The organism is Pedobacter sp. WC2501 (assembly GCF_052682415.1).
Map to the genome: position 1 here is coordinate 749,975 of NZ_JBQZFI010000001.1, position 24,859 is coordinate 774,833.

21 protein-coding genes are annotated in these 24,859 nt (G+C 38.4%); 13 read left to right on the forward strand and 8 right to left on the reverse strand.

The window, feature by feature from the left end:
- Positions 1-75 precede the first annotated feature (75 nt).
- Entirely contained in the window at positions 76-531 is a 456-nt protein-coding gene (locus tag ACUN24_RS03240; protein WP_445561227.1) for a PA2169 family four-helix-bundle protein, read from the forward strand.
- A 183-nt stretch (positions 532-714) separates the two neighbouring features.
- On the opposite strand, the gene cphA is transcribed toward ACUN24_RS03240, so the two are convergent.
- Entirely contained in the window at positions 715-3,330 is a 2,616-nt protein-coding gene (gene cphA / locus ACUN24_RS03245) for a cyanophycin synthetase (RefSeq protein WP_445561228.1), read from the reverse strand.
- A 296-nt stretch (positions 3,331-3,626) separates the two neighbouring features.
- Between cphA and ACUN24_RS03250 the strand changes: the two genes are divergently transcribed.
- The 4 genes from ACUN24_RS03250 to ACUN24_RS03265 all read left to right on the forward strand — a co-directional run bounded on the left by ACUN24_RS03250 (position 3,627) and on the right by ACUN24_RS03265 (position 8,592).
- Positions 3,627-4,502 carry a cyanophycinase gene (locus tag ACUN24_RS03250; protein WP_132395464.1) on the forward strand — a complete coding sequence of 292 codons (876 nt, stop codon included), beginning with the start codon at positions 3,627-3,629 and terminating at the stop codon, positions 4,500-4,502.
- A 93-nt stretch (positions 4,503-4,595) separates the two neighbouring features.
- A complete protein-coding gene (locus tag ACUN24_RS03255) occupies positions 4,596-5,438 on the forward strand; it encodes an isoaspartyl peptidase/L-asparaginase (RefSeq protein ID WP_445561229.1) in 843 nt (280 codons plus the stop codon).
- Positions 5,439-5,467: 29 nt separating this feature from the next.
- Positions 5,468-6,157 (forward strand): hypothetical protein, encoded by a 690-nt coding sequence (locus ACUN24_RS03260; RefSeq protein WP_445561230.1) that lies wholly within the window; start codon positions 5,468-5,470, stop codon positions 6,155-6,157.
- Positions 6,158-6,426: 269 nt separating this feature from the next.
- Positions 6,427-8,592 carry a carboxy terminal-processing peptidase gene (locus ACUN24_RS03265; protein ID WP_445561231.1) on the forward strand — a complete coding sequence of 722 codons (2,166 nt, stop codon included), beginning with the start codon at positions 6,427-6,429 and terminating at the stop codon, positions 8,590-8,592.
- Positions 8,593-8,658: 66 nt separating this feature from the next.
- On the opposite strand, the gene ACUN24_RS03270 is transcribed toward ACUN24_RS03265, so the two are convergent.
- The 3 genes from ACUN24_RS03270 to ACUN24_RS03280 form a co-directional block, all read right to left on the reverse strand.
- Positions 8,659-9,579: a helix-turn-helix domain-containing protein gene (locus ACUN24_RS03270; protein ID WP_445561232.1), complete on the reverse strand. Its 921-nt coding sequence runs from the start codon at positions 9,577-9,579 to the stop codon at positions 8,659-8,661.
- Positions 9,580-9,587: 8 nt separating this feature from the next.
- On the reverse strand, positions 9,588-10,481 hold the full coding sequence (locus ACUN24_RS03275) for an SDR family oxidoreductase (RefSeq protein ID WP_445561233.1): 894 nt from the start codon (positions 10,479-10,481) through the stop codon (positions 9,588-9,590).
- Positions 10,482-10,684: 203 nt separating this feature from the next.
- Positions 10,685-11,614: an SPFH domain-containing protein gene (locus ACUN24_RS03280; RefSeq protein WP_193419204.1), complete on the reverse strand. Its 930-nt coding sequence runs from the start codon at positions 11,612-11,614 to the stop codon at positions 10,685-10,687.
- 88 nt (positions 11,615-11,702) lie between these two features.
- Here ACUN24_RS03280 and ACUN24_RS03285 point away from each other — a divergent pair, with 88 nt between their 5' ends.
- Together ACUN24_RS03285 and ACUN24_RS03290 are read left to right on the forward strand one after the other, a co-directional pair.
- Entirely contained in the window at positions 11,703-13,745 is a 2,043-nt protein-coding gene (locus tag ACUN24_RS03285) for a M13 family metallopeptidase (RefSeq protein ID WP_445561234.1), read from the forward strand.
- Positions 13,746-13,860: 115 nt separating this feature from the next.
- The gene (locus tag ACUN24_RS03290; RefSeq protein WP_138818968.1) at positions 13,861-14,046 is read left to right on the forward strand and encodes a hypothetical protein; all 186 of its coding nucleotides are present in this window, start codon (positions 13,861-13,863) and stop codon (positions 14,044-14,046) included.
- Between the two features lie 110 nt (positions 14,047-14,156).
- Here the strand turns inward: ACUN24_RS03290 and ACUN24_RS03295 are convergent, their stop codons facing one another.
- From ACUN24_RS03295 to ACUN24_RS03305, 3 genes are all read right to left on the reverse strand, one after another.
- Positions 14,157-14,342, reverse strand: coding sequence for a hypothetical protein (locus tag ACUN24_RS03295; RefSeq protein WP_147230237.1), 186 nt, complete (start codon positions 14,340-14,342; stop codon positions 14,157-14,159).
- 44 nt (positions 14,343-14,386) lie between these two features.
- Positions 14,387-15,514 (reverse strand): CapA family protein, encoded by a 1,128-nt coding sequence (locus ACUN24_RS03300; RefSeq protein WP_445561235.1) that lies wholly within the window; start codon positions 15,512-15,514, stop codon positions 14,387-14,389.
- A 126-nt stretch (positions 15,515-15,640) separates the two neighbouring features.
- Positions 15,641-16,198, reverse strand: coding sequence for a C40 family peptidase (locus tag ACUN24_RS03305; protein ID WP_121285873.1), 558 nt, complete (start codon positions 16,196-16,198; stop codon positions 15,641-15,643).
- Between the two features lie 494 nt (positions 16,199-16,692).
- On the opposite strand from ACUN24_RS03305, the gene pdhA reads away from it, so the two are divergent.
- The 3 genes from pdhA to ACUN24_RS03320 all read left to right on the forward strand — a co-directional run bounded on the left by pdhA (position 16,693) and on the right by ACUN24_RS03320 (position 21,317).
- Positions 16,693-17,688, forward strand: coding sequence for a pyruvate dehydrogenase (acetyl-transferring) E1 component subunit alpha (gene pdhA, locus ACUN24_RS03310; RefSeq protein ID WP_121285870.1), 996 nt, complete (start codon positions 16,693-16,695; stop codon positions 17,686-17,688).
- A 29-nt stretch (positions 17,689-17,717) separates the two neighbouring features.
- Positions 17,718-19,397, forward strand: coding sequence for a 2-oxo acid dehydrogenase subunit E2 (locus ACUN24_RS03315; RefSeq protein ID WP_445561236.1), 1,680 nt, complete (start codon positions 17,718-17,720; stop codon positions 19,395-19,397).
- A 141-nt stretch (positions 19,398-19,538) separates the two neighbouring features.
- A complete protein-coding gene (locus ACUN24_RS03320; RefSeq protein WP_445561237.1) occupies positions 19,539-21,317 on the forward strand; it encodes a DUF885 domain-containing protein in 1,779 nt (592 codons plus the stop codon).
- 107 nt (positions 21,318-21,424) lie between these two features.
- Here ACUN24_RS03320 and ACUN24_RS03325 read toward each other — a convergent pair whose 3' ends face one another.
- On the reverse strand, positions 21,425-21,802 hold the full coding sequence (locus ACUN24_RS03325; protein ID WP_445561238.1) for a GxxExxY protein: 378 nt from the start codon (positions 21,800-21,802) through the stop codon (positions 21,425-21,427).
- Positions 21,803-21,998: 196 nt separating this feature from the next.
- Between ACUN24_RS03325 and ACUN24_RS03330 the strand changes: the two genes are divergently transcribed.
- The 3 genes from ACUN24_RS03330 to ACUN24_RS03340 all read left to right on the forward strand — a co-directional run bounded on the left by ACUN24_RS03330 (position 21,999) and on the right by ACUN24_RS03340 (position 24,839).
- Positions 21,999-22,550 (forward strand): cupin domain-containing protein, encoded by a 552-nt coding sequence (locus tag ACUN24_RS03330; RefSeq protein WP_132395476.1) that lies wholly within the window; start codon positions 21,999-22,001, stop codon positions 22,548-22,550.
- A gap of 68 nt (positions 22,551-22,618) precedes the next feature.
- A complete protein-coding gene (locus ACUN24_RS03335) occupies positions 22,619-23,851 on the forward strand; it encodes a serine hydrolase domain-containing protein (protein ID WP_121285857.1) in 1,233 nt (410 codons plus the stop codon).
- A 4-nt stretch (positions 23,852-23,855) separates the two neighbouring features.
- Positions 23,856-24,839: a hypothetical protein gene (locus ACUN24_RS03340; RefSeq protein ID WP_445561239.1), complete on the forward strand. Its 984-nt coding sequence runs from the start codon at positions 23,856-23,858 to the stop codon at positions 24,837-24,839.
- The last annotated feature ends 20 nt before the right edge of the window (positions 24,840-24,859 follow it).

Genomic DNA, 24,859 nt, shown 5'->3' on the forward strand with positions numbered 1-24,859 from the left:
CAATTAAAAAAAATTACAAACCTTTTTTAATTGCTCATGTTGCTTTTATACATCGAAACTATAAAAATAAAAAACATGAAAACGACAACAGAAACAGCAGAGGTATTAAACGATTTGATTCAAATTAATAACGATCGTATTGAAGGTTACGAAAAAGCCCGCCAGGAATTAAAAGATGAAGATGCCGATTTAAAGACGTTATTTCTAAATATGATAGGCGAAAGTCAAAAATATAAAATGGCACTGGCAACAGAAGTATCGGCTTTAGGTGAAGATATTGAAACAGGAACAACCAATTCGGGTAAAATCTACAGGGCCTGGATGGATGTTAAAGCGCTTTTTACCGGTCACGACCGTAAAACTGTTTTAAATAATTGTGAGTTTGGCGAAGATGCCGCTCAAAATGCATATAAAATGGCCTTAGAGGAAGAAAATATCCCTTCAAATATCAGAGAACTGATTTCTGAGCAAAAAGCATCATTAAGAACATCTCACGATGAAATTAAAAGATTACGTGATGCTCAGGCATAAATAAATTAAAACATAAAATAAAAACCTCCTTCGAATGATTAATTCGGAGGAGGTTTTTTATTACAGCCGTCATTCCCGCGTAGGCGGGAATCTTAAAGCTTATTGCATTATGCGATTCCCAATCGCCCCGATAACTATCGGGTTGGAGATGACGATTATCGGTGGAAAAACTCAGTCGAGAATCTATGATTCTAATTCCCGGTCTAAATGTTCAGTAACGCGCTGAATCGTATTATCAATAGTGTTACTTAAAATAGTGAGGTAAGAACCCTTCTTAGCGGTTTCAATAGCGATTTGCAAACATTCCGTACTCTTATTGTTTACAATAATCTCTTTATCAGGATCAACCTCTCTGATTCCTTTTATCAGTAAATCGACCAGTTCCTGCTGTTGTCTGCCACGGAGATATTTCTCCTGACAAATGTAGATCTTATCAAACATTTGTGCAGAAATGCGGGCAGTTTCGATAATATCCTCGTCTCTTCTGTCCCCTGTTGCTGAAATAATACCTACTTGTTCTGTAGCTTCAACGCCCTGCAAGAAACCTTTTACACCATTAAATCCATCAGGATTATGCGCAAAATCAACCAGCACTTTAAAATCTTTAAATCTGAAAATATTCATCCTTCCTGGCGTATGTGCTGCTGAAGGAATAAAGGTTTCTAACGACAAACGGATATCTTCAGGTTTGTATCCCCATAAATAGGCTGCTAACGTTGCTGCAAGTACATTCTGAATCATAAAGTTTACAGAACCACCAAAGGTTAAAGGAATATGGGTGGCTTTATCTACCCTTAATTTCCAGTCGCCGGTTTTAATGGTGATGTACCCGTTTTCATAAATGGCAGCAATACCGCCTTTTCTACAATGTTCTTTAACTACAGGATTGTTTTCATCCATGCTGAAGTAAGCAACATTACAACGGGCCTCTTTAGCAATGCGCACGCAATAACCATTATCGGCATTCAATACAGCCCAACCTTTTCGGCGTACCGCACCAATTACAACCGCTTTAACACGGGTTAAATCGTCAAGATTATGAATGTCAGAAAGGCCAAGGTGATCTTCCTGAATGTTGGTCACCACGCCGATGTCGCAGGCATTAAATCCCAATCCTGCCCTTAAAATTCCTCCACGGGCAGTTTCCAATACGGCAAACTCTACTGTCGGGTCTTTTAAAATAAACTCTGCACTTACCGGCCCTGTTGTATCACCCTTCATCAGCATCGTATTGTGCACATAAACGCCATCACTAGTAGTAAAACCTACACGTTTACCGTTGCTGCGGATAATGTGCGCAATTAAACGTGTAGTGGTAGTTTTTCCGTTGGTTCCGGTTACTGCAATAATCGGGATTTGTGATAATTTCCCCTGTGGATATAACATATCAATTACTGGTGCCGCAACATTGCGTGGTAAACCTTCGCTCGGCGCCAGGTGCATCCTAAAACCAGGAGCGGCATTAACTTCTAATACCACACCACCATTTTCGGTTAAGGGTTGGGTAAGATCCTGCGCCATGATATCGATACCGCAGATGTCCAATCCGATTACCCTTGAAATTCTTTCACAAATAAAAATGTTCTGTGGGTGAACAATATCTGTTACATCAATAGATGTTCCTCCTGTACTTAAATTGGCTGTCGATTTTAAATAAACCACCTCTCCTTTTTCCGGGATAGTCTCTAAAGTATATTCTTTTTTTGCTAATAAATCCAGGGTATCACGATCGACAGCGATTTCTGTTAACACATTTTCATGGCCATAACCACGACGTGGATCTTCATTCTCCTTATCAATTAATTCCTGGATGGTATGGATACCATTACCTTTTACATGAGCCGGATCACGTTGTGCCGCGGCAACCACCTTATGGTCGATTACCAGAACCCGGAAGTCAAATCCGGTAATGAATTTTTCTATAATTACCCTTCTCGAATACGTTTTGGCATATTCAAAAGCCGCCACAGCATCTTCCATTGTTTTCACATTAATGGTTGCACCTTTACCGTGGTTGCCATCAAGTGGTTTAAAAACCAGAGGAAATCCAACCTTTTTAACAGATGCTTCGAGATCGTCAGGATTTGAAATGGTTACCCCTGAGGCTACCGGAATGGCAGCTTCGGTGAGCAAACGTTTCGTTTCTTCCTTGTTGCTGGCAAGATCTACAGCAATACTGCTGGTTTTTTCAGTCATGGTGGCCCTAAAACGCACCTGATTTTTACCATAACCCAGTTGTACCAATGAACTTTTATTCAATCTTATCCATGGAATGCTTCTTTTTACCGCTTCTTCCACAATAGATCCTGTACTTGGGCCTAGGGCTTCCAGTTCACGTATTTCCTTCATCCTGCGGATATCGTGTTCTAAATCGTACTCTTCATTATTGATCAAAGCTTCGGCAATTCTCACCGCGGCTTCCGCCGAGTAAACACCTACTTTCTCCTCCAGATAACTGAAAACCACATTATAAATGCCTTCGGTTTTGGTCATGCGCGTTCTGCCAAAACCAGTTTCCATACCAGCGAGTGTCTGAATTTCCAGTGCAATGTGTTCAATCACGTGCCCCATCCAGGTGCCTTCTTTCACTCTTGTAAAAAAACCACCTTCAACACCTTTCGAGCAACGATGGGTAAACATGCTTGGCAACAGTTTCTCAATCCTTTCACTAAATCCTTCTATTACATTTGTTGGTTTTTGCTCTAAATCCTCTAAATCCAGTCGCATCTGAATTAATTTCTTCCGGCTAATAGACCATATGTTTGGTCCTCTTAATACTTGTATATTTAATATCTTCATGTAATGTTTTGTTCGTTTTTTATGTTGCAGAAGGATTTATGAATCGCTCTTTATCCTCAATTTTTAGAATGAAATTGATGACTGTAAATTATGCATTTATTTTGAAAATAGAGGTTCCATTTAGCTAAATCAATTTTAAGGTGTATTTGTTTTATTTTCAAGTACAATCCTGTTAATTTTATGTTATAATATTTCAACTTTTGTTAATAAACTGAATATTCTTTACAAAAAAAGTCGTGTTTTTTATCTTAAGCCTATATATTTGGGTTTTTTGATACAAATATAATACACAAAGAATGGTTCCGAAAGGTAAACTCATCATCATTGGTGGCGCAATAAACACAGGTAGCTTCGCAGAAACGCAATTCGGACTACCTGAGAATATGAATTTTTTTGAACGTGGAATTTTAAAACGGATTACTACAGAATCATTAAGAGATACGCAATCTCGTTTCGAGATCATCACTACAGCATCATTAATGCCCGAAAAAGTGGGTGAAGAATATATTAAGGCTTATGCACAATTAGACGTGCATAATGTTGGTGTTCTTAATATTTCCAACCGTGAAGAAGCCAATTCTGATGAAAATTATGAGCGTATCAAAGCCGCAGAGGTAATTATTTTTACCGGCGGAGATCAGCTCCGTCTTTCTTCAATCTTTGGCGGAACAAAAATCCATCAGATCTTGTTAGAAAAATATAGAAATGAACCTGTTGTTATTGCCGGTACTTCTGCCGGGGCTGCTGCAAGTTCTAAAAATATGATTTACCAAGGCAGCAGTAAAGATGCTTTACTTAAAGGTGAAGTTAAAATTACAGGTGGATTAGGCTTTATTGATGATGTTATTGTAGATACGCATTTTGTTCAGCGCGGAAGAATCGGTCGTTTGTTATATGCCGCTGCCAGTAATCCCGGTATTTTAGGGATCGGTCTTGGTGAAGACACAGGGCTCTTTATCTCTGATGGCCATATAATGGAGGCCATTGGCTCTGGCATGGTAATTTTAGTAGATGGCCGCACTATGGCCGATACCAATTTAACTGATGTAGAAATGGGGCAACCTGTTTCGATTAAAAACATGGTGGTACATGTGATGTGCGATGGCGACGTTTATGACTTAACAGACCATAGCTTAGTAATTCATCACCCAAAGGTAATTCCGATAGCCTAATTCAGTAACAGTTAACAGTGGGCGATTTTCAGCTAGGATTTACCCAATCTTGATACCTGCTACTTAATACTTGATACTAGAATACTCAAAAAAATGAAACTAATCATACATGGCGGCTTCTTCAGCGAATCGTCTACCAACCAGGAAACAAAAAAAGCAAAACAAGATGCTTTGGCTTCAATTGTTGCGCTCGGACATGAATATCTAAAAACGCATACTGCTTTAGAAACTGTTGTTTATACTGTTGCGCTGTTAGAAGATAACGAGCTGTTTAATGCTGGTATTGGTTCGCAGATCCAAAGCGATGGAAAAGTGAGACTGAGCGCAGCGCTAATGGATGGTAAAACTGAAAAATTTAGTGGGGTAATTAATGTTGAAGATGTTAAAAACCCTATACAGATTGCGCAGAACCTACTAACATACGATGACCGGGTGCTTAGTGGTGACGGTGCCCAGCAATTTGCAAGAACAAACGGATTTGAATATTTCAATCCGATTACACCACAGCGCCAGTCAGAGTACGAAGCCAAATTAAATCAAAAGAATAATAAAGGAACTGTAGGCTGTGTAGCACTCGATGCAGATGGAAATTTAGCAGCAGCAACATCTACAGGTGGAAAAGGATTCGAAATCCCTTGCCGGGTGAGCGATTCTGCAACCGTGGCAGGCAACTATGCCAATCAATATGCGGGTATTTCTTGTACCGGAGTAGGCGAAGATATTGTTAGCGGTGCCCTGGCCGCAAAAATTGTAACCCGCGTTACAGATGGTTTTTCTTTAAAGGAAGCTTCTGATAAATCCTTTGCTGAACTTAAAGCTTTTGATGGCTTTGCGGGCATTATAGGCATTTCTGCAGCAGGTGAAGTATACCATTGCGACTCTCACCCTTACATGGTTTGGGCATCTTTTGATGTTAATTTACAGGTATTTAGCTGAAATTGGATTTAAAGTATTATTTTTGTTGCATGACCAAAATTGTATTGGCTTTAATTGGCCTTTTTACATCATTACAACTACAAGCTCAAAATATAGATAAATCTGAGATCCAGGAACCCAATGGTAGTGCGATAAATATAGCAGTATCCAAATTTGAACTGGAGGATGGGAATTCTTTTTTTGAGGAAGCAGAAGATTTTGAGCGAAAAGGTGATTACAACGAAGCGCTCACCTTATTTGGTAAAGCAGCTTTTGAATACAATGCCGTAAAAAACTTCAACAGGTACGGACAAGCGGTTATCAAGATGAGCAGTATGCATTATCAACTCGGCCGTTTTACTGATGCGGAGCAGATTCTCTTAAACGTTGCCCTAAAAAATTATTCTAAAACTGGAAACAGAGCAGGAGTAATGAACACCTACAGTCTCTTAGGCAAAGTTTATCTGGCCAATACCAAGTACACCCAATCAATGTGGTTCTATACCCAGCAAGGTATCCTGGCAAAACAACTAAAAAGCAACAATGCTTATATCGAATCTATTTTAGGCATTGCCCAGGTTAAAATTAAAAAGAAAGATTTTACACTTGCCCTTAGAGATCTGAAATCAGCAGAATGGCTGGCCAACTCCATCAAAACCACTCAGTATAAAACGCAGATTAAAGATGCCAGGGAAACAATTGCGAGCAAAACCACCAGTAAAAAAGTAAACCCGAGCTAGGCAAACGCTTTAATTCTGCTACACATTCCTATCTAAAGTATATTATAGCCCCTCAAAGGTCTGTATTGGTCAAATTTTGCCTTTTCATTAAAACAAAAAATAACGCTCAACGTTCTACGTAAGAAATTGTTAAATAAAAAGCTTTTAGTTAGATTTGATAAAGTTTTAACAAGAGACGGTAATAATGCTGTCTCTTTTTTGTTTTTTTGCTAAAATGGTATCATATTGGCTATATAGAATTGGAAATGGATTTTAAATCATTTAAAGAGATGTTAAAGAGAATATTTTTTGTAATTTTTACTGCAGCAGTACTTGCTTGTCATGCTGCACCTAAAACTCAGCCTATAGTTGAGGGGGTTACCAATGTGAAACCTGATGAGCAGCAACAACTTGTTATAAAAGAGGTTGTAAATTTGATTGAGAGTTACAATTATAAAAAAATTCAGATCAACGATTCTATCTCTTCGATCATTTTAGATAAATACATCAAATCGCTTGATCAGGGAAAAAATTACTTTTTGGCTTCAGATATCAAGGAATTTGAAAAATACAGGTATACTTTGGACGATGACTTCAAAAATGGCGATCTGAGCGGCCCGTTTTTCATTTATAACGTTTATGCCAAAAGGTTAAATGAATATTTTACTTATTCCCTGGCTCAGATTAAAACAAAATTTGATTTTAATCAAACCGACAGTTATCTATATGATAGAGAGAAGCAGCCTTGGGCAACTTCTTCAACAGCATTAAATGATACCTGGAAAAAACGTGTTAAATACGAATTAATCAACTTAAATTTAGCTGGAACAGCTGAAGCAAAGAATGTAGAAACATTAACTAAACGTTACCAAAACCTACAATCGCAAACTTCAAAAACCAATAATCAAGATGTTTTCCAGATTTTGATGGATGCTTTCACCGAATCTATTGATCCGCATACCAATTATTTTAACCCAAGTAACGCAGCAGCATTTAACGAAGATATGTCTCGTTCTTTCGAAGGTATTGGTGCCCGTTTACAATTAGAAAACGAGGTAGTTAAAATCTCTGAAATTATTGCTGGTGGACCTGCATTTAAAGGGAAACAACTGAGTGCTGGCGATCGCATTATTGCTGTAGCCCAGGGTGATGGAGAATTTGTTGATGTGGTAGGTTGGAGACTGGATAACACCGTATCGAAAATTAAAGGTCCGAAAGGAACTAAGGTGCGTTTAAAAGTTATCCCTGCCGGAAAAGAAATGTCATCTAAACCAGTAATTATTGAATTGGTTCGCGATAAAATTGTTTTGGAAGAAACATCTGCCAAGAAAAAAGTTAAAACCATCAACAGCAATGGCAAAGATTATAAAATCGGGATTATTACCCTACCAGCATTCTATGCTGATTTTAAAGCGGCAAATGCAGGTGATAAAAACTACAAAAGCACTACCAGAGATGTTAGAAAATTAATAGACTCGTTAAAAACTTACGATAAGGTAAATGCAATCGTAATGGATTTACGTGGAAACGGTGGAGGCTCATTAGTTGAAGCCATTTCATTAACTGGTTTATTTATCGATAGAGGCCCTGTAGTTCAGGTGAAAGATTTACGCGGTAAAATTGAAGTGGACGAGGATGAAAATAGCGGTGTAACCTGGGACGGTCCTTTTGGTGTAATTGTAGACCGCTTAAGTGCATCTGCATCAGAAATTTTCGCCGGTGCAATACAGGATTATGGCCGTGGAATTATTATGGGTAGCCAAACTTATGGTAAAGGTACCGTTCAATCTTCCATCGATTTAAATAAACTGGTAAACCCAAGCATGTTGCAAAAGATAGCAGGATTAATTTCTAAAGATAAAACCGTTGGCACCTCGCCAAGCGGAACAAGCCCGGCTGACATTAACTTAGGTCAGATTAATTTAACCATGGCTAAATTTTACCGTGTTGCGGGAAGTAGTACTCAACATAAAGGGGTAACACCTGATGTGGTTTTCCCTTCACTTTATCCGATGGATAAAATTGGAGAGGATACTGAATCATCTGCCTTACCATGGGACGTTATTCCAAGCTCAAACTTTAAAGCAGTTGCTAATCTGACTCCGGTTAAAGCGCAATTGGTTAAAAACAGCGAGCAGCGCATCGCAAATTCATTGGATTTTAAATACCTGAAACAAGATATTGCAGACCTTAGAAAACGCGATAGTGAAGTTTCTATAACTTTAAACGAGGCAAAACTTAAAGCTGAGCGCGATGCGCAAGAAGCTAAAACACTTGCCAGACAGAATGAATTAAGAGCATTAAGAGGATTGCCAGCCATTAAAAAAGGAGATAAAATTACCAAGCAAGACGCTTTTGATTTTATCGAAGATGAATCGTTGAAAGTAATGGGCGATTTTATGCAACAATCTGGCAACTATGTGATGAATCTTGGTGTAGCTTCACCTAAACTTTAATAAAAGAAATCTAACAAAAGCGAGCTATCTTATTGAGGTAGCTCGCTTTTTTTTTAAAATCATTTTTCAATTAAACGATTGTCTAAATGCTGAAGGTGTAAGCTTTGTTTTGGATTTGAACAACTTAGTAAAGGATTGTAAATGTTCGAAGCCAAGTGCATAAGCGATCTCACTAACAGAAAGATTTGTTGTAGAAAGTTTTTCTTTTGCTAAATCAATCAGTTTCTGATGTAAGTATTGTTGAGTATTTTGTCCAATAAGTGTTTTTAACAATCCGGATAGGTATCCTGGTGAAACGTTAAGTCTCTCGGCGATGTAAGTTACTGTTGGTAAGCCCCTGTTACCAGGATCATCGTGTTCGAAATAGTCCTTAACAATATGCTCTAATCGATCAAGCAGCTGATGATTGATTGCTTTACGTGTTATAAATTGACGACCATAAAAACGCTGTGCATAATTAAGCAGTAATTCTATTTGCGCGATCACCACATTTTGAGTAAAATGATCGATATTGCTCTTGGTTTCATTTTTCACCAATGTGGCGATCGAATTAAGCACCGCCTCTTCAGTTTCAGAAACATGTAAAGCCTCAAATAGTGCGTAACTAAAAAAGTCATAATCCTTAATTGTTTTAGCTAAATGTGTCTGCCAAAGCAAGTCGGAGTGAAAAAGTATCATCCAGCCAGTTGGCCGATGGGTTTTATCCTGATTAATCTCAACGGTGAAAACCTGTCCAGGAGCCATAAAAAACAACACACCATCATCAAAATCACTCATTTGTTGCCCATATTTAATTTTCGCATCAGGCACACGCTTGAGTGCAATGGAGTAAAAATCAAAAATTATTGTTTTTGACCGGCCATTGACGGGCATATTAACCTCCTCCATATTAACAACACTAACTAAGGGATGACCTGGTTTCGGCAATCCTGCAAGTTTATGATATTCTGATATGGTTTTAAAACGATAGCGGTTCGAAGTTTCCATAATACAATTTACTTAAAATAAATGCCTTGCTCCAAATCTTGAATCAAAGTGGAACATTCAGGTTCCCAATTTAAACGTTCCCTGGTTAAATGCCCGGAAGCCGGTCCATCTATACTTACGAAATGTTCAAACCAACCAAAGTGTGCGGCTGCTTCATTTTTAGATATAGAAACGACAGGTAAACCAAGTTGTTCGCCAATGGCCTCTGCTATTGCTTTAAGGGTTATCGATTCTTCAGCCACCCCGTGAAAACGTGCTCCTGGCATAGCTTGTTCCAAAGCCAGCCTATAAAGTTTCGCGGCATCCAGCCTATGAACACCTGTCCATCGGTTTTCTCCACCACCAATATAAGCCGATGAACCTGTTTTGCGGGCGATATCAATCAGTATGGGTACAAAGCCATGATCATCACCTTCTCCGTGTACAGATGGCGATAAACGAACCACTGATACGCGAATATTTTGAGAAGCGAGTGCATCTACTGCCTTTTCCGAAGCAAGCCTTGGGTTCGCGCCATTATAATTGGGCAGCATATCTTCTGTGGCCAACATGCCCGGATTAACGACAAGAGTCCCGGAAGTTACAATAAAGGGTTTATCGGTCCCTGCAATTGAGTTTCCAATGGTCTCTATTGCAGCCCTATCGATTTCGCAAACCGCTGCAAATCGGGAAAAATCATGGATAAAGCCAGTATGGATAATGCCATCTGCTAATCTGGCGCCCTCCTGCAGACTCGCCAAGTCTTCCAAATCACCTTTATGTACTTCAGCTCCGGCAAGTACTAGTGCTTTTTCAGCCGTTTCATTCCGCGCCAAGCCCAAAACCTCGTGGCCTGCATTAATTAATTCTTTGACTACCGCAGAACCGACAAATCCGGTTGCGCCTGTTACAAAAACTTTCATATTAATTGATTTTAAGTTTTAAATAGTGTATAACAATTACACATTGATTACGATATGAATCGCATCTAATGATCACTCAAAATTCAATCAATTCTATAGAAACAATTTAGGCTAATCAATTCTTCGTTTAGCCAAAACGACTAATTAACGCAAAAAAAAGACCGCTGCTATCCGCAACAGTCTTTTTTGCATGAAATATACCTCTAGTTCTTCTTAGGATTCTGACTCAATTGCATGGCCATCATTTCTTTCATGGTTTTATTCATTCCCTCAGTACTGCCATCTAAAAAGATTACGTTACCATCGCCATTTTCAGCAAAGTGTTTGATCGATTCCGTCCACATGGTGAATAAGATTACCGAAATGTCAAGGTTAGCCTGTTCCATTTCCTGGGCGGCTTTGCTCATACCATGGGCAACCTCTGCACGGAACAACGCAATACCTTGTCCGCGAAGTTGTGCAGCCTCACGTTCTGCCGTAGCAGCAATTTTGATCGCATTACCGTCCGCTTCAGCAGCTTTGGTTTTGGTAATTAATAATGCCTGTCCTTCATTTTCAGCAGCTGCTTTCAAGTTGTTCGAAGCTACTACACGACTCATTGAACGCATAATTTCTTCATCAAAGGTAATATCATTCAATTGAAGATCCTGAAGATGGTAACCCCATCCGTCTAAAACCTGATCGATCTGTTCCTTAACGTGAAGTACAATTTCATTACGTTGTGCCAATACATTTGCCTGCTTTTGCGTAGCCACATAAGCCCTGATAGAACCTTCAATGGTTCTGATTAATGCTTGCATTAAGTTGGTCGCATCTACAAATTTAAAGGCTACGTTTTTTATTGTTTCCTCGTCCTGGTTCACTACGGAATATAAAAGCATGGCCTTAAAATACACATTAGCCTGATCTTGAGTTACTGCTTGAAACGATAGTTCCACGGAGCGGTTTTGAATGGAAATACGAGAATAAATCTGCTCTATTAATGGGATTTTAAAATTTAAACCTGGCCTTAATTGACGGCGGTACTTACCGAAAACCGTTACCACCGCAATGGTTCCCTGTTTAACAGTAACGAATGAGCTGAGTAAGATAATAAATCCTACGACAGCTATAATGTAAATGGTATATTGCATAAATAGATTTTTTTATGAAGTTATAAAAATTCATACAAACTACATCAGGCATTTTGTAGCTTTAAGCTTTCTAACTAACTTATGCATAATGAAAATTAAATTATTTCTTCCCGCAGCAGGTGTTTTGCTAATTGCGGCATGCCAGAATAAGAGCCATCAGGAAACTGATACCGTAAATGCGCGTACTGAATTTTTCGATAAGGCCGGAATGGATACCACCGTAAAACCTGGTGATAACTTTTTCCTGTATGCCAATGGAAAATGGATGAAAAACACAGAGATTCCTAAAACCGAAACAGGCTGGGGTTCTTTTTATACTTTATATAATGATAACCTAAAAAATCTGAACAGCATTCTTGAAAATGCCGCTAAAGCTAATGCGGCGAAAGGAAGTAGCGAACAGAAGGTGGGCGATTTTTATACCAGTGGAATGGATACCCTTACCATTGAGAAGCTGGGTATCGAACCTATAAAACCGCTCTTAAATAAAATAGACGGGATTAAAAACGAGAAGGATTTAATCAATTTTGCTGCTGAAGGCTATAAAAATGGCGAAGGAGATTTATTAGGCTTTGGCGTAGAACCAGATGATAAATTAAGCAGTAAAAATGCTTTATCATTTTCTCAGGCCGGTCTTACCCTGCCAGATCGCAGTTACTATTTAGAACAGGACGATAAAGCAAAAAAAATCAGAGTGGAGTATATCAAATACATCACAAAGATTTTTAACCTTTCAGGCGATTCTGCGAATGCAGCTAAATATGCCGACAATATTTTAAAACTGGAAACAGCAATTGCACAGTCCCATTCAACGCCTGTTCAACTTCGTGATCCACAGAAGAATTATAACAAAATGACGGTGGCTGATTTTCAAAAACAGACCCCAAACATTGAGTGGAAATCTGTTCTGAACAAACTAGGGGCAAACACAGATACCCTTATTGTTAGGCAGCCAAAATACTATCAAACCTTATCAGCCCTGGTAAAAAGCCAGCCTATCGAAATCTGGAAAGAAAAATTAAAGTTTGATGCTTTAAATAGATCAGCCAATGCTTTTACTAAAAAATTCAGGGACGCCAAATTCGACTTTTTCTCTAAAACACTTTATGGTCAACAGGCACCAACAGAAAGATGGAAAGCTATTGTAAATGCTACCGATGATCATTTAGGAGAACTATTAGGTCAACTATATGCTGAAAAGTACTTCAAACCAGAGGCGAAAGAGCGCATGTTAACCCTGGTAAATAATTTGCAGAAAGTATATGCTGAAAGAATCCAGAAGGTAGATTGGATGACACCGGATACCAAGAAGAAAGCTTTAGAAAAACTTAACGCATTTATCAAAAAAATCGGTTATCCTGATAAGTGGAAAAAATATGATGATGTAGAGGTGTCTAAAAATACCTACTACGCCAATCTTCAGTCTGCTAATAAACATGCCTATAAAGAAATGATGTATAAATTGGACAAAAACGTCGATAAAACTGAATGGGGAATGACTCCGCCGACAGTTAATGCCTATTACAATCCGTCTTTCAACGAAATTGTTTTCCCTGCTGGAATTTTACAGTTCCCATTCTTTGATTTTGCAGCAGATGATGCCATTAACTATGGTGCAATTGGTGCCGTAATTGGTCACGAAATGACACATGGTTTTGACGATCAGGGTCGCCAGTACGATGCTGTAGGCAACTTAAAAGAATGGTGGACAAAAGCCGATGCTGATAAATTTAAAGCTAAAGCCGGTAAAGTAGAGACATTTTACAATAACTTCTCGCTATTGGACAATCAGCATGTAAACGGTTCATTAACCTTGGGTGAAAACCTGGCCGATATCGGTGGATTAAACATTGCATACGATGCCTTTAAATTAACCGAACAAGGAAAAGGCGATAAAAAGATTGATGGTTTTACGCCCGATCAACGTTTTTTCTTAAGTTTTGCACAGGTTTGGAGAATCAAAACCCGTGATGAAAGTATGCGTGTAAGATTAAAAACAGATCCACATAGCCCAGAGATGTTCCGTGTGAATGGCCCTGTGTATAATATGGAAGCATTTTATAAAGCATTTAACATTCCTGCAACTGCAAAAATGTATGTTGCACCTGCGAACAGGTTAGGAGTTTGGTAGATTAAGCGCTTAAATTTTTGTTAAAAAGTCCATTTCGATAGCCGAAATGGACTTTTTTTTTGCTTTAAAACAAATAGGGGAAAAATTTGTCTTTATCTTATTAAATAATCACCACATGAACGTAAAACGCACTTTTGGCACCATATTAACTGTACTTGGTATAATTGGATTGATATATGCTGGATATGGCTTTGTAAACCACAATCAAAATACAAGAGGATTGATGGTATATGGAATCATCGGACTGATATTCTTTGTATCGGGTATTGGCTTAGTAAAGAATACGAAGGATGAGAGTTAATTAACTCTTCCTTCTAAACTTCCCCGATAAAATAAAAAGTAAACCTGCTAAGCCAAGATAAATTCCATCTTTAAAGTTTGTGGCGTTTATAGCTTCTTAAATAACAGCAATCATTTTTGTTTCTTTTTGTGTTTAATGATCTGGTATTGGCTAAAAGCCACCAGGCAGCCTGCTAAAATGATAATCCCGGCAGATAGTAGGTTCTTTGGATTTTGCTGAATGTAGTAAGCAGCGGCCAGAACTAAAAGTGCAGCTGCAATGCCAATGATGTAATGAAGTATTAATCCCGTTTTCATAAAGCAAATATTCTGAATTAAATTGAGATTGGTGTCGTAGGAAATTAATCTTTTAAACTGATTCTGTTGTCAGCGAACTTCAACTGGTGACCAACGAAATCAATATCTGTCAACTCTTTAATCCGTTTAAAGGCGCTATGGTTATCATCCAGGGTTAAACGGTTGATCTTATCCTGTTTAACTGATACAATATCGGCATAGAGAAAATCACCCTTTGCATTTATTTTTAGCTGCAGCAAGGGAGCAATACCATTATTACCCTTTAAGCTGAACATTCCATAGGTACAAAAATTACCCAAACTGTAAGCAATGAATTTATTTTTATAAACTTCGACTGCCCGGCTTACATGCGGACCATGCCCCAGCACCACGTCGGCACCTGCATCAATAACTGCATGTGCAAAGGCATAAACATTTCCCCTGTTTTCTTTATAAAAAATCTCATTCTTACGTGGAACATGTTCAAATCTTGCTCCCTCACCTCCGCCGTGAAAAGAAACAATCACAATATCAGCCATTAATTTTAAACGGGCCACCAAAACTTTCGCACTATCAATCTTATTAATCGATACTGTATTCTCATTCGGGGCAAAAGCACAGAACGCATACTTTACACTATCTTTTTCAAAAACTTCAAAAGGTTTATTTATCTGTCCTGCATAATGGATCTTCAGTGAATCTAAAATCCTTGCTGTATTTTTCCTTCCCTTTGCGTCAAAATCACCAACATGGTTATTGGCGATGCTCAAAACATTAAATCCTGCACCCTTATATATCCCGGCGTAGCGCTCCGGCATTCTAAAAGCGTAACAGTTGTTTGGATTAATGCCATTACATTTGTTCGAATTGCCCGAATTAAGAAAACAGCCTTCCAGGTTTCCAAATACAATATCGCCTCTTAATAAACTATCAACCGCCTGGAAACTATTTACTGCATCATCGGGCGGGAGATTGGTTTTGGATGGAAATGCAGAGCCAAGCATAATATCGCCTACAGCGGTAATGGATATCGTATCCTTTATTTTTCTGATGACGGTATCTTGTTTGGCTACAGCCGGAGTAATCTGTGCATTATTGCTGGTGCAGCTAATTAAAATAATTAGCGCAAGAGCGGACATCATTAGCGTATTGATAAACTTCATCAGGTTTTTATGGTTTACAGCAATCGTCATGCTGAATTTATTTCAGCATCTATTCAATTATTAAAATGCTAAATAATAAAAAAATCCTCCAAAATTTCTTTAGGAGGATTATGTATGTTTTTTACTGTCAACCGAAAATGGCCAACTATAATTGAACTATTCTACTGTAAATTCTTTCTTAAACGATTCTAAAACGCGGCCACCTTTGTAAAAATAACGGCTGTAATAAGGTTCGTTAAGGTTGCTGATGACCACACCACGAGAACTCGATGCATGTGCAAACCTGTTATCGCCCAGGTAAATACCAACATGTGAAATACTTCTGCTTTTAATTTTGAAGAAAACCAGATCGCCTTCTTTTAAATCTTCTTTGGATAATGGATCTACCATGCTGAAAATATCGCGTGAATTTCTTCTGATGGTGGTGTTGAAAACTTTGTCGTAAATTGCTTTAGTAAAAGCCGAACAATCAATGCCTCTTTTACTGTTTCCACCATAACTGTATGGTGTTCCAATCCATTCGTATATAAACTTGTACAGTTTTAAATTCGAGGTCGCATCTACCGCAACACCCATTACCTGCGAAAAATATTGTGATGCAAGGTTATCGGGATCATTTAATTCTTTACCGGATTCTTTTGTTTTTGTTTGCGCAAATGCGTTGGAGAGCGTGCAGATAGCGATTAGGGTAGAAAACAAAATTTTTTTAATCATGTTATACAGTTATGTTTGGGTATTCACTTACACATTAACGTACACCACATGGGCTTATTGTTGGTTGTCAAAAGTATTGATTATACAAATGTTATCCAAATGTAATGTTATAAAAAATGAAAGTTATTAACATTTTTGTTTTTTATCCACCAATATTCATTAGAATTTCCGCAGATAAAACATGTTTTACCAAAAGCGGTTTCTTTTTATTTTTCCGTTAATCATTAAAATGCTTTATTTTTAAATTATGGAAATAAGCACGAATACAGAATTAAATTTTAGAATAAATTGATTCCATATTATGATAAAGGGTGTTGATTTAATTATAAGAAATCGCAGTTAAATCGATAATGATAATCAATATTTATATTTAATTGTAAAACAACTGTTAAATCTGATTACAACCCTAATACTATGATGTTTTTACACTAAAAAGTGCCAAAAATTACAATAAAAAAATTAGATTTGCTGTCGCAAAAAACAAATATCCTAAAATGAGTGCAGTAGAAATAAATAAAGATACCTGGTTAAAGTGGTTTGAGTCGATGTTGCTGATGCGCAAATTCGAAGAAAAAACCGGCCAGTTATACGGACAACAAAAAATACGTGGCTTTTGTCATTTATACATTGGACAAGAAGCTGTAGTTGCAGGTGCAATATCTGCGATGCAAAAAGGCGATTCAATGATTACCACTTACCGTGATCACGCCCATGCCTTAGCTTTAGGAGTTAGTGCTGATAGTATTATGGCAGAAATGTACGGTAAGGCTACAGGTTGCTCTAAAGGTAAAGGTGGTTCAATGCACATGTTCAGTAAAGAGCATAACTTCTACGGTGGTCATGCAATTGTTGGCGGTCAGATTCCATTAGGTGCTGGCGTTGCTTTTGCAGAAAAATACAAAGGAACTGATAATGTTAACATTTGTTATATGGGCGATGGTGCTGTGCGCCAGGGTGCATTAAACGAAACTTTTAACATGGCCATGCTTTGGAAATTGCCTGTTATTTTTGTTTGCGAAAACAATGGTTATGCAATGGGTACCTCAGTACAACGTACTACCAACATGACCGATATTTATAAAATAGGTTTAGGTTTCGATATGCCATGTGCACCAGTTGACGGTATGGATCCGGTTGCTGTACACAATGCAATGGACGAAGCAATTCAACGTGCGCGTAAAGGTGAAGGACCTACTTTCTTAGAAATGAGAACTTACCGCTATCGTGGTCACTCTATGTCAGATCCGGCAAAATACCGTACCAAAGAAGAATTAGAAGATTACAAAGCAAAAGATCCGGTTGAACATGCGAGAGAAACGATCCTTAAAGAGAAGTATGCAGATCAAGCCTGGATTGAAGAGGTAGAAGCTAAAGTAAAAGGAATTGTAGATCAGGCAGTAAAATTTGCTGAAGAATCTCCTTGGCCTGATGCATCCGAACTATACAAAGATGTATATATGCAACAGGACTACCCTTACGTAATGGACTAATATTAATAAGATTCAATTAATTAGATATAATGGCTGATGTAATTAAAATGCCCAAAATGAGCGACACCATGACCGAAGGGGTTTTGGCGAAGTGGCATAAAAAAGTGGGCGATAAAGTGAAAAGCGGCGATGTTTTGGCAGAAGTAGAAACTGACAAAGCAACAATGGATATGGAATCTTATTGGGATGGTGTCCTTTTATACGTAGGTATAGAAGAAGGAACAGCTGTTCCTGTTGATGCGATCATGGCCGTTATTGGTAAAGAAGGCGAAGATTATAAAGCTGCATTAGAAGCAGAACAATCTGGAAGTCAGGAGTCGGCAAGCCCGAAGTCTGAAAGCAAAGATGAAGCTCCTAAAGCTGAAGATAAAAAAGAAGAGGCGGCACCTGCTCAGGGTGGTGGCTTAAGTGAAGAAGAATTAGCAGCAAAAGGTGTTACGGTTATCCGCATGCCTTTGTTAAGCGATACCATGACTGAAGGCGTAATTGCTGAATGGCATAAAAAAGTTGGCGATAAAGTAAAAGATGATGATGTTCTTGCTGATGTAGAAACCGATAAGGCTACTATGGAAGTAATGGGCTATGCAACCGGAACTTTACTACACATTGGTGTAGAGAAAGGTGCTGCTGCAAAAGTAAACGGAATTATCGCCATTGTTGGTCCTGAGGGAACTGATGTAAGCGGAATTTTAGCTGGAGGAGCTGAAAGTCCAAAGGCGAAAGACCAAAGCGAAGCACCGAAAGAAGAAAAACAAGCTACAACTGCTGATGCTAGCGCATCTGCTCCAGTTGCAGAAAGTTCATCAGATAGCCGTGTTAAAGCATCTCCTTTAGCTAAAAAAATTGCTAAGGATAAAGGGATCGATTTAGCACAGGTTGCAGGTAGTGCAGAAGGTGGTCGTATCATTAAAAAAGATATCGAAAACTTCAAGCCATCAGCTGCTCCAGCTAAAACTGAATCTGCATCAGCTCCGGTTGCTGAGAAAGCTGCAGCTGCTGCGCCAGTTATCCCTACATTTGTTGGTGAAGTTAAGTACACTGAGCAACCTGTTTCGCAAATGCGTAAAGTAATTGCAAAACGCTTAGCTGAAAGTTTATTTACTGCCCCACATTTTTACCTAACAGTAAGTATCGATATGGACAATGCAATGGCTGCACGTACGGCAATCAACGCAGTTGCTCCTGTTAAGGTTTCTTTCAACGATATCGTAATTAAAGCGGTTGCCGTTGCATTGAAAAAACACCCTGCTGTTAATTCATCATGGGGTGGCGATAAAATCAGATTTAACGAACATACTAACATCGGTGTAGCTATGGCTGTTGAAGATGGTTTATTGGTACCGGTAGTGCGTTTCGCTGATGGCAAATCTTTATCACACATCTCTGCAGAAGTAAAAGATTTTGGTGGTAAAGCAAAAGCTAAAAAATTACAACCTGCAGATTGGGAAGGTTCTACTTTCACTGTTTCTAATTTAGGTATGTTTGGTATTGATGAGTTTACTTCAATTATCAACTCTCCTGATGGTGCAATTTTATCAGTAGGTGCTATACAACAAGTTCCGGTAGTTAAAAACGGTGCTGTTGTTCCTGGTAATGTAATGAAATTGACTTTAGGTTGCGATCACCGTGTAGTTGATGGTGCAACAGGAGCACAATTCTTACAAACTTTAAAAGGTCTATTAGAAGAGCCAATCAGGTTATTAGCTTAGTCAGTTAGCAATTCACAGTTTTCAGTTTATACTGACTACATATTAAAAGCCATCCTTTTCGGATGGCTTTTTTGCGTTTAAGGCTTTTAGTAATTGGCGACTTAATTTCCTATTTTTGATTAGAACCTTAACTTAAAATAAATGAAAAAAATATTTCTTTTTGCTGTCTGCATTACTGCAATGCTTGCCTGTAAGCAAAAAAACAGTTCTGATAATGGCGCAGAAAACAAAACCTTCGCGGCCCTTTGCGAGCAATATTATCAGGATGGATTAAAAATAAATCCTTTAAGTGCTACTTACATCGGAGATGAACGTTATAACGATCTTTTGGCAAATGATGGATCGCAAGCTTATTTGAAAGAGTTTAAAAGCTACAATCAGCGTTATCTGGATAGCCTGGGTAAATATAACCGCGAAAGCCTTGACGCAAACGATAAATTATCTTATGACTACCTGAAAGATCAACTGGAAATTAATCTGGAAGGATTAAAATACCATTCTGAATACCTCCCATTTAATCAAATGTTTGCGCTCCCCTTAACCATCGGCCAATTGGGCTCGGGCACAGGAGCACAACCTTTTAAAACTGTAAAAAATTATGAAGATTGGTTAAAACGGGTCGATGCATTTTCGGTGTGGGCCGATACGGCCATCGGAAATTTTAAAAAAGGTGCGGCAGCAGGCATTGTATTACCAAAAGCATTGGTGATAAAAATGATTCCTCAAATGCAAAGCATGGTGGCAGCCAAACCCGAAGAAAGTTTATTTTACGGACCTATTAAATTAATGCCAGCAAGTTTTTCTGCTTCAGATAAACAAAAGTTGACAGAAGCGTACCGCACATCGATCACCAAAGTAATTATCCCTACCTATAAAAAATTGGCCGACTATCTAAAGAACGAATATCTGCCGAAAACACGAACTACATCTGGCTATTCGGCTATGCCCGGCGGATTGGCCTGGTACACTTATCTGGTAAAACAACAAACTACTACTAACAAAACACCAGAAGAAATCTATCAAACAGGCTTAAAAGAAGTCGCCAGGATTAAAGGCCAAATGGATAGCATCAAAAATCTGGTAGGTTTTAAAGGCGATTTGAAAGCTTTTTTCGAATACATGAAAACGGATAAAAAATTCATGCCTTATAAAACACCAAAAGAAGTTTTAGCCGCCTTTGAGAATATCCATCAACGTATGAAACCCAATTTGAAAAAAATGTTTGAGGTAGAGCCCAAAACACCGTTCGAAATCCGGCAAACAGAAGCTTTCAGGGCTGCATCGGCCAGTGCGGAATATAATCAAGGTTCTGCAGACGGATCACGTCCAGGGATCTTTTATGTGCCCATTTTAGATGCGAAAACATTTAACACCACTTCGGGTATGGAATCGCTGTTTCTACATGAGGCAATTCCAGGCCACCATTACCAGATTTCATTAACGCAGGAAAATAAATCGCTTCCTAATTTTCGCCGTTTTGGTGGACATAATGCCTATGTTGAAGGTTGGGCTTTATACTGCGAATCGTTAGGGAAAGAACTGGGCCTATATCAGGATCCTTATCAACACATGGGTGCACTGGGCGATGAAATGCACCGGGCCATTCGCTTAGTGGTTGATGTAGCCATTCATACCAAAAACATGAGCAGGGAGGAAGCCATAAAATACATGACAGACAATGAAGCGATTAGTACTGAAGGTGCCACCGCAGAAATTGAACGTTACATGGGCATTCCCGCACAAGCTTTAGGTTATAAAACCGGTGCAATGAAAATAAGGGAATTGAGAAGCAGATACGAGAAAGAATTAGGTCCGAAGTTTAAATTAGCAGCTTTTCATACGGCTGTTTTAAAAGATGGATCTTTCCCATTATCTGTTTTTGAAACTAAAATGGATGCTTGGGCCGAGAGCCAGAAGTAGTTTATATCTTTTTATTGATACTGAAAGTGTTTCCCGCAGATTTCGCAAAAAACGCAGATAAACCATTCATCTCAGCGTTTTTCGTAGCGATCGGCAGGAAACACTTATCAAAGACCATTCACTTTTCTCCAGATTGACTGTGATATGTTTGAAGAATTAAAATTAACAAGCAATCCAAGTCGTAAGCCAGAAAGTTTCAGATAAGTAAGTACCTGCTTATGGTGAACTGGCGCAAGTATTTCTACTGATTTTACTTCGATAATGACCAGATCGTTTATTAATAAATCTATCCTATAGCCGGCATCAAGGGTTATGCCTTCAAAAACAACCGGTAATTTTACCTGTTGCTTAACATCTAAGCCATTTTCGGTTAAAACATAAGTCAGGACCGTTTCATAAACAGATTCTAATAAACCGGGGCCTAATGCATTGTAAACTGTAAATATTGCACCTCTTATTTGATAGGAGATATCATTCTCATCCATAGTATAAAAATTTAATGGGTATCTTAAATGAGGATGATTAACTAAAAATATTATAATCTCTGTAATTATCAAAATATAAATTCAGTTTAAGAAAAAGAGCAACTCTGCGTTTATCTTCTTAAATCTGCGGGAGAAAAACCTGATAAACCTAAACCCTTTTCCAATTCCTTTGTTAATTATTAAACACCCAAAAATCATGGACAAAGAAAAACTGATACAAGAAGCTTACTTAGTTGCACATAAAATAGAGGAGAACGGCAATTTCCCTAACAATCCCAAATTACCATTAATGATTTACAAAGGTACGTTCAGGTTACATCCTGATGATACTGAAGAAGTGATCAAAAAAGTTTTTGCGCAGAATGGGTACACCAATGCCTGGGTAGATGGCATTTTCGACTATCACCATTACCATAGCAATACACATGAGGTAATGGGCGTGTTCTGTGGCAAGGCCGATGTACAATTTGGAGGGGATCATGGCGTTTGTATAGAGCTGGATAAAGGTGATGTCATTATCATCCCTGCAGGTGTAGCACACAAAAAACTGAATTCAAGCGACGACTTCACTGTTGTTGGCGCATATCCAAATGGTTCAGATTACGATATGAAATATGGGAAAGCAGAAGAGCGACCTGAAGCAGATGAAACCATTGCCAACGTGAAAAATCCAGACAACGATCCTGTTTATGGAAGTAAAGGTCACTTATTTGAGTGCTGGTACAATCAAAATTGCGAAAATGTGTAAAACTCTTTCGTTTTAACCGTCTAAAATTCTTTAATTTTCGGGTTTTAAATATACTACCCTTATTATAAATGAATTTTAGATATATATGTTCAGTATTAGCCCTCTCTGCAACTTTATTAACTGCTTGTTCAAGCAAAAAATCTGAAGAGAAAAAGGCTGCTGAAAAAAAAATCCGCACGAAAGATGACGATAAAGCGGATAGCCTTTTATTGGTTTATAACCCACAAAAAGGCGACAAATGGATTGCCGATTTTGTAGATAATCTACATAAAAAATATGGTTTTAACGGAAATATGCTGGTGGCAAAAGACGGAAAAATCCTTTACGAAAAAGCGATCGGTTGGGCCGATTACCTCCACAGAGATAGTTTGACTATCAATTCAGAATTCGAATTGGCCTCCATTACCAAAACATTTACCGGCACGGCGATTATGCAATTGGTAGAGGCCGGAAAACTTTCGTTAAACGATAACGTAAAAAAGTTCTATCCTAATTTCCCATACGAAGGCATTACTGTAAAACTATTGCTTTCTCACCGAAGCGGGATGATGAACTACGTTTACTTTATCGATGACATTTGGCGCAAGGAAAAAAGAAATATGAAAAAAGGGGTTACAAATCAGGAAGTAATGAATGTTATCGCCGAGCGAAAACCTAATCCATACACCAAACCTGATAACCGTTTTCACTACAACAACTCAAACTTTATGGTGTTGGGTGCGATTATAGAAAAGGTAACAGGACAGCGTTATTCGCAGTATATGATGGAACATGTATTTAAACCGGCAGGATTAAAGCATACTCACGTATATAGTACAACCGAGTATGAAAAAATCCCGGTTGACGTAGTTGGCCACGACCGCAATAGTTTTAGATACTCTGTTGCACAGAACTTTCTGGATGGGCCAGTTGGAGATAAAGGCATTTATAGTACGGTACACGATTTGGTGCTGTTTGATAAATATTTGAAAAATGGAAGATTATTAAGTAAAAAGAGCCTCGATTCTGCCTACACCGGACACAACAAGCCTATTAATGGCCACTTCAACTATGGTTATGGCTGGAGAATGTTTGATGGCGAAAAAATGGACAAAGTGGTGTACCATACGGGATGGTGGCATGGTTTCCGCCATATTTATGTAAGAGATCTAAACAAAAATATTGTTATTGTGTTTTTAGGCAACCTGACCAACGGAAGTTTAATGCATCTCGACGATCTGTATAAACACTTCGACATGCCGATTATCCGTAAGGGGGCATACCATGGCAACGGCAGTTTGCCAGGTTCAGACGAAGATTAAACTTATGGCAAAAACAAAATGGATTATCGAACCGGGTACATTAACCATCTATCCTAAAAGAAATTTAAGGATAGTTGGGCTTATTTTTTTTGTACTGTTTGCGGCCTTTATTTTCTATTTATCAAGATCAGTACAAGGTTATTCTGCCGGCCTCACTCTTGGGTATTATGGCTTCCTGTTATTAATTCCGTTACTGCTGATTTTTATTGCCGAAACAAAAGTAATTTTTGATGGGAACAGCAGGGTTTTATATAAAAAAATTGCCTTTTTACCAACCGGATCAATCCCTTTTGATGATATCGCTTCAGTAGAACCATACGAAGTATTAGGGAGCGGTTTTAATTATAAACTATTCAAAAAAAGTAACAGACATGGCAGAGGCTTACTTGTTTCTTCCGGATATAGTAAAGCCAACAATGCCAACCTGATCGCTTTTCAGCAGGAGGTTTTACCAAAGATTGATGAGCTTGTGTTCGCCAATGCACCGGTAATTCCCAAGCAGACCATTTACGATTTTAAGTTTTTCAAAGAAGAAGGAGGTGTTTACCTCTTGCGGGATAATAAAATAGGAAGTTTTATTTTTGGGTTGATTTTTATCGGTGCTACTGTTGCTATATTGTTTAGCCCCGATTTTTTATCAAACGAAGGATCTATTCAAAAAATACTCATCACCTATTTCCCAGCGGCGATAGGCTTGGCACTTCTTTTTGCAGCAACCTCCAACATCCGCTTTGATAAAAGCCAAAGGAAAATTATCCGTTCTACTTTTGCTGGCCGTTTTAAAAAAGAATACCCATTTGATGACCTGATCCGTTTTCAGGTGATCCGTAAAACAACCAATCTTATTTATTCAGGTACCGAAGTCAGGGCAGAGATTTTTTTGCCTGCCAAAAATAAAACAACCATTTTAAACCTTAAAAGCTTTATAGGTACTAAAAAGATTGAGCGCTTCCTTGATGAGGCCAATACGATTTTAGGCCGGATTTAGTTTCACTATAAAACAAAACG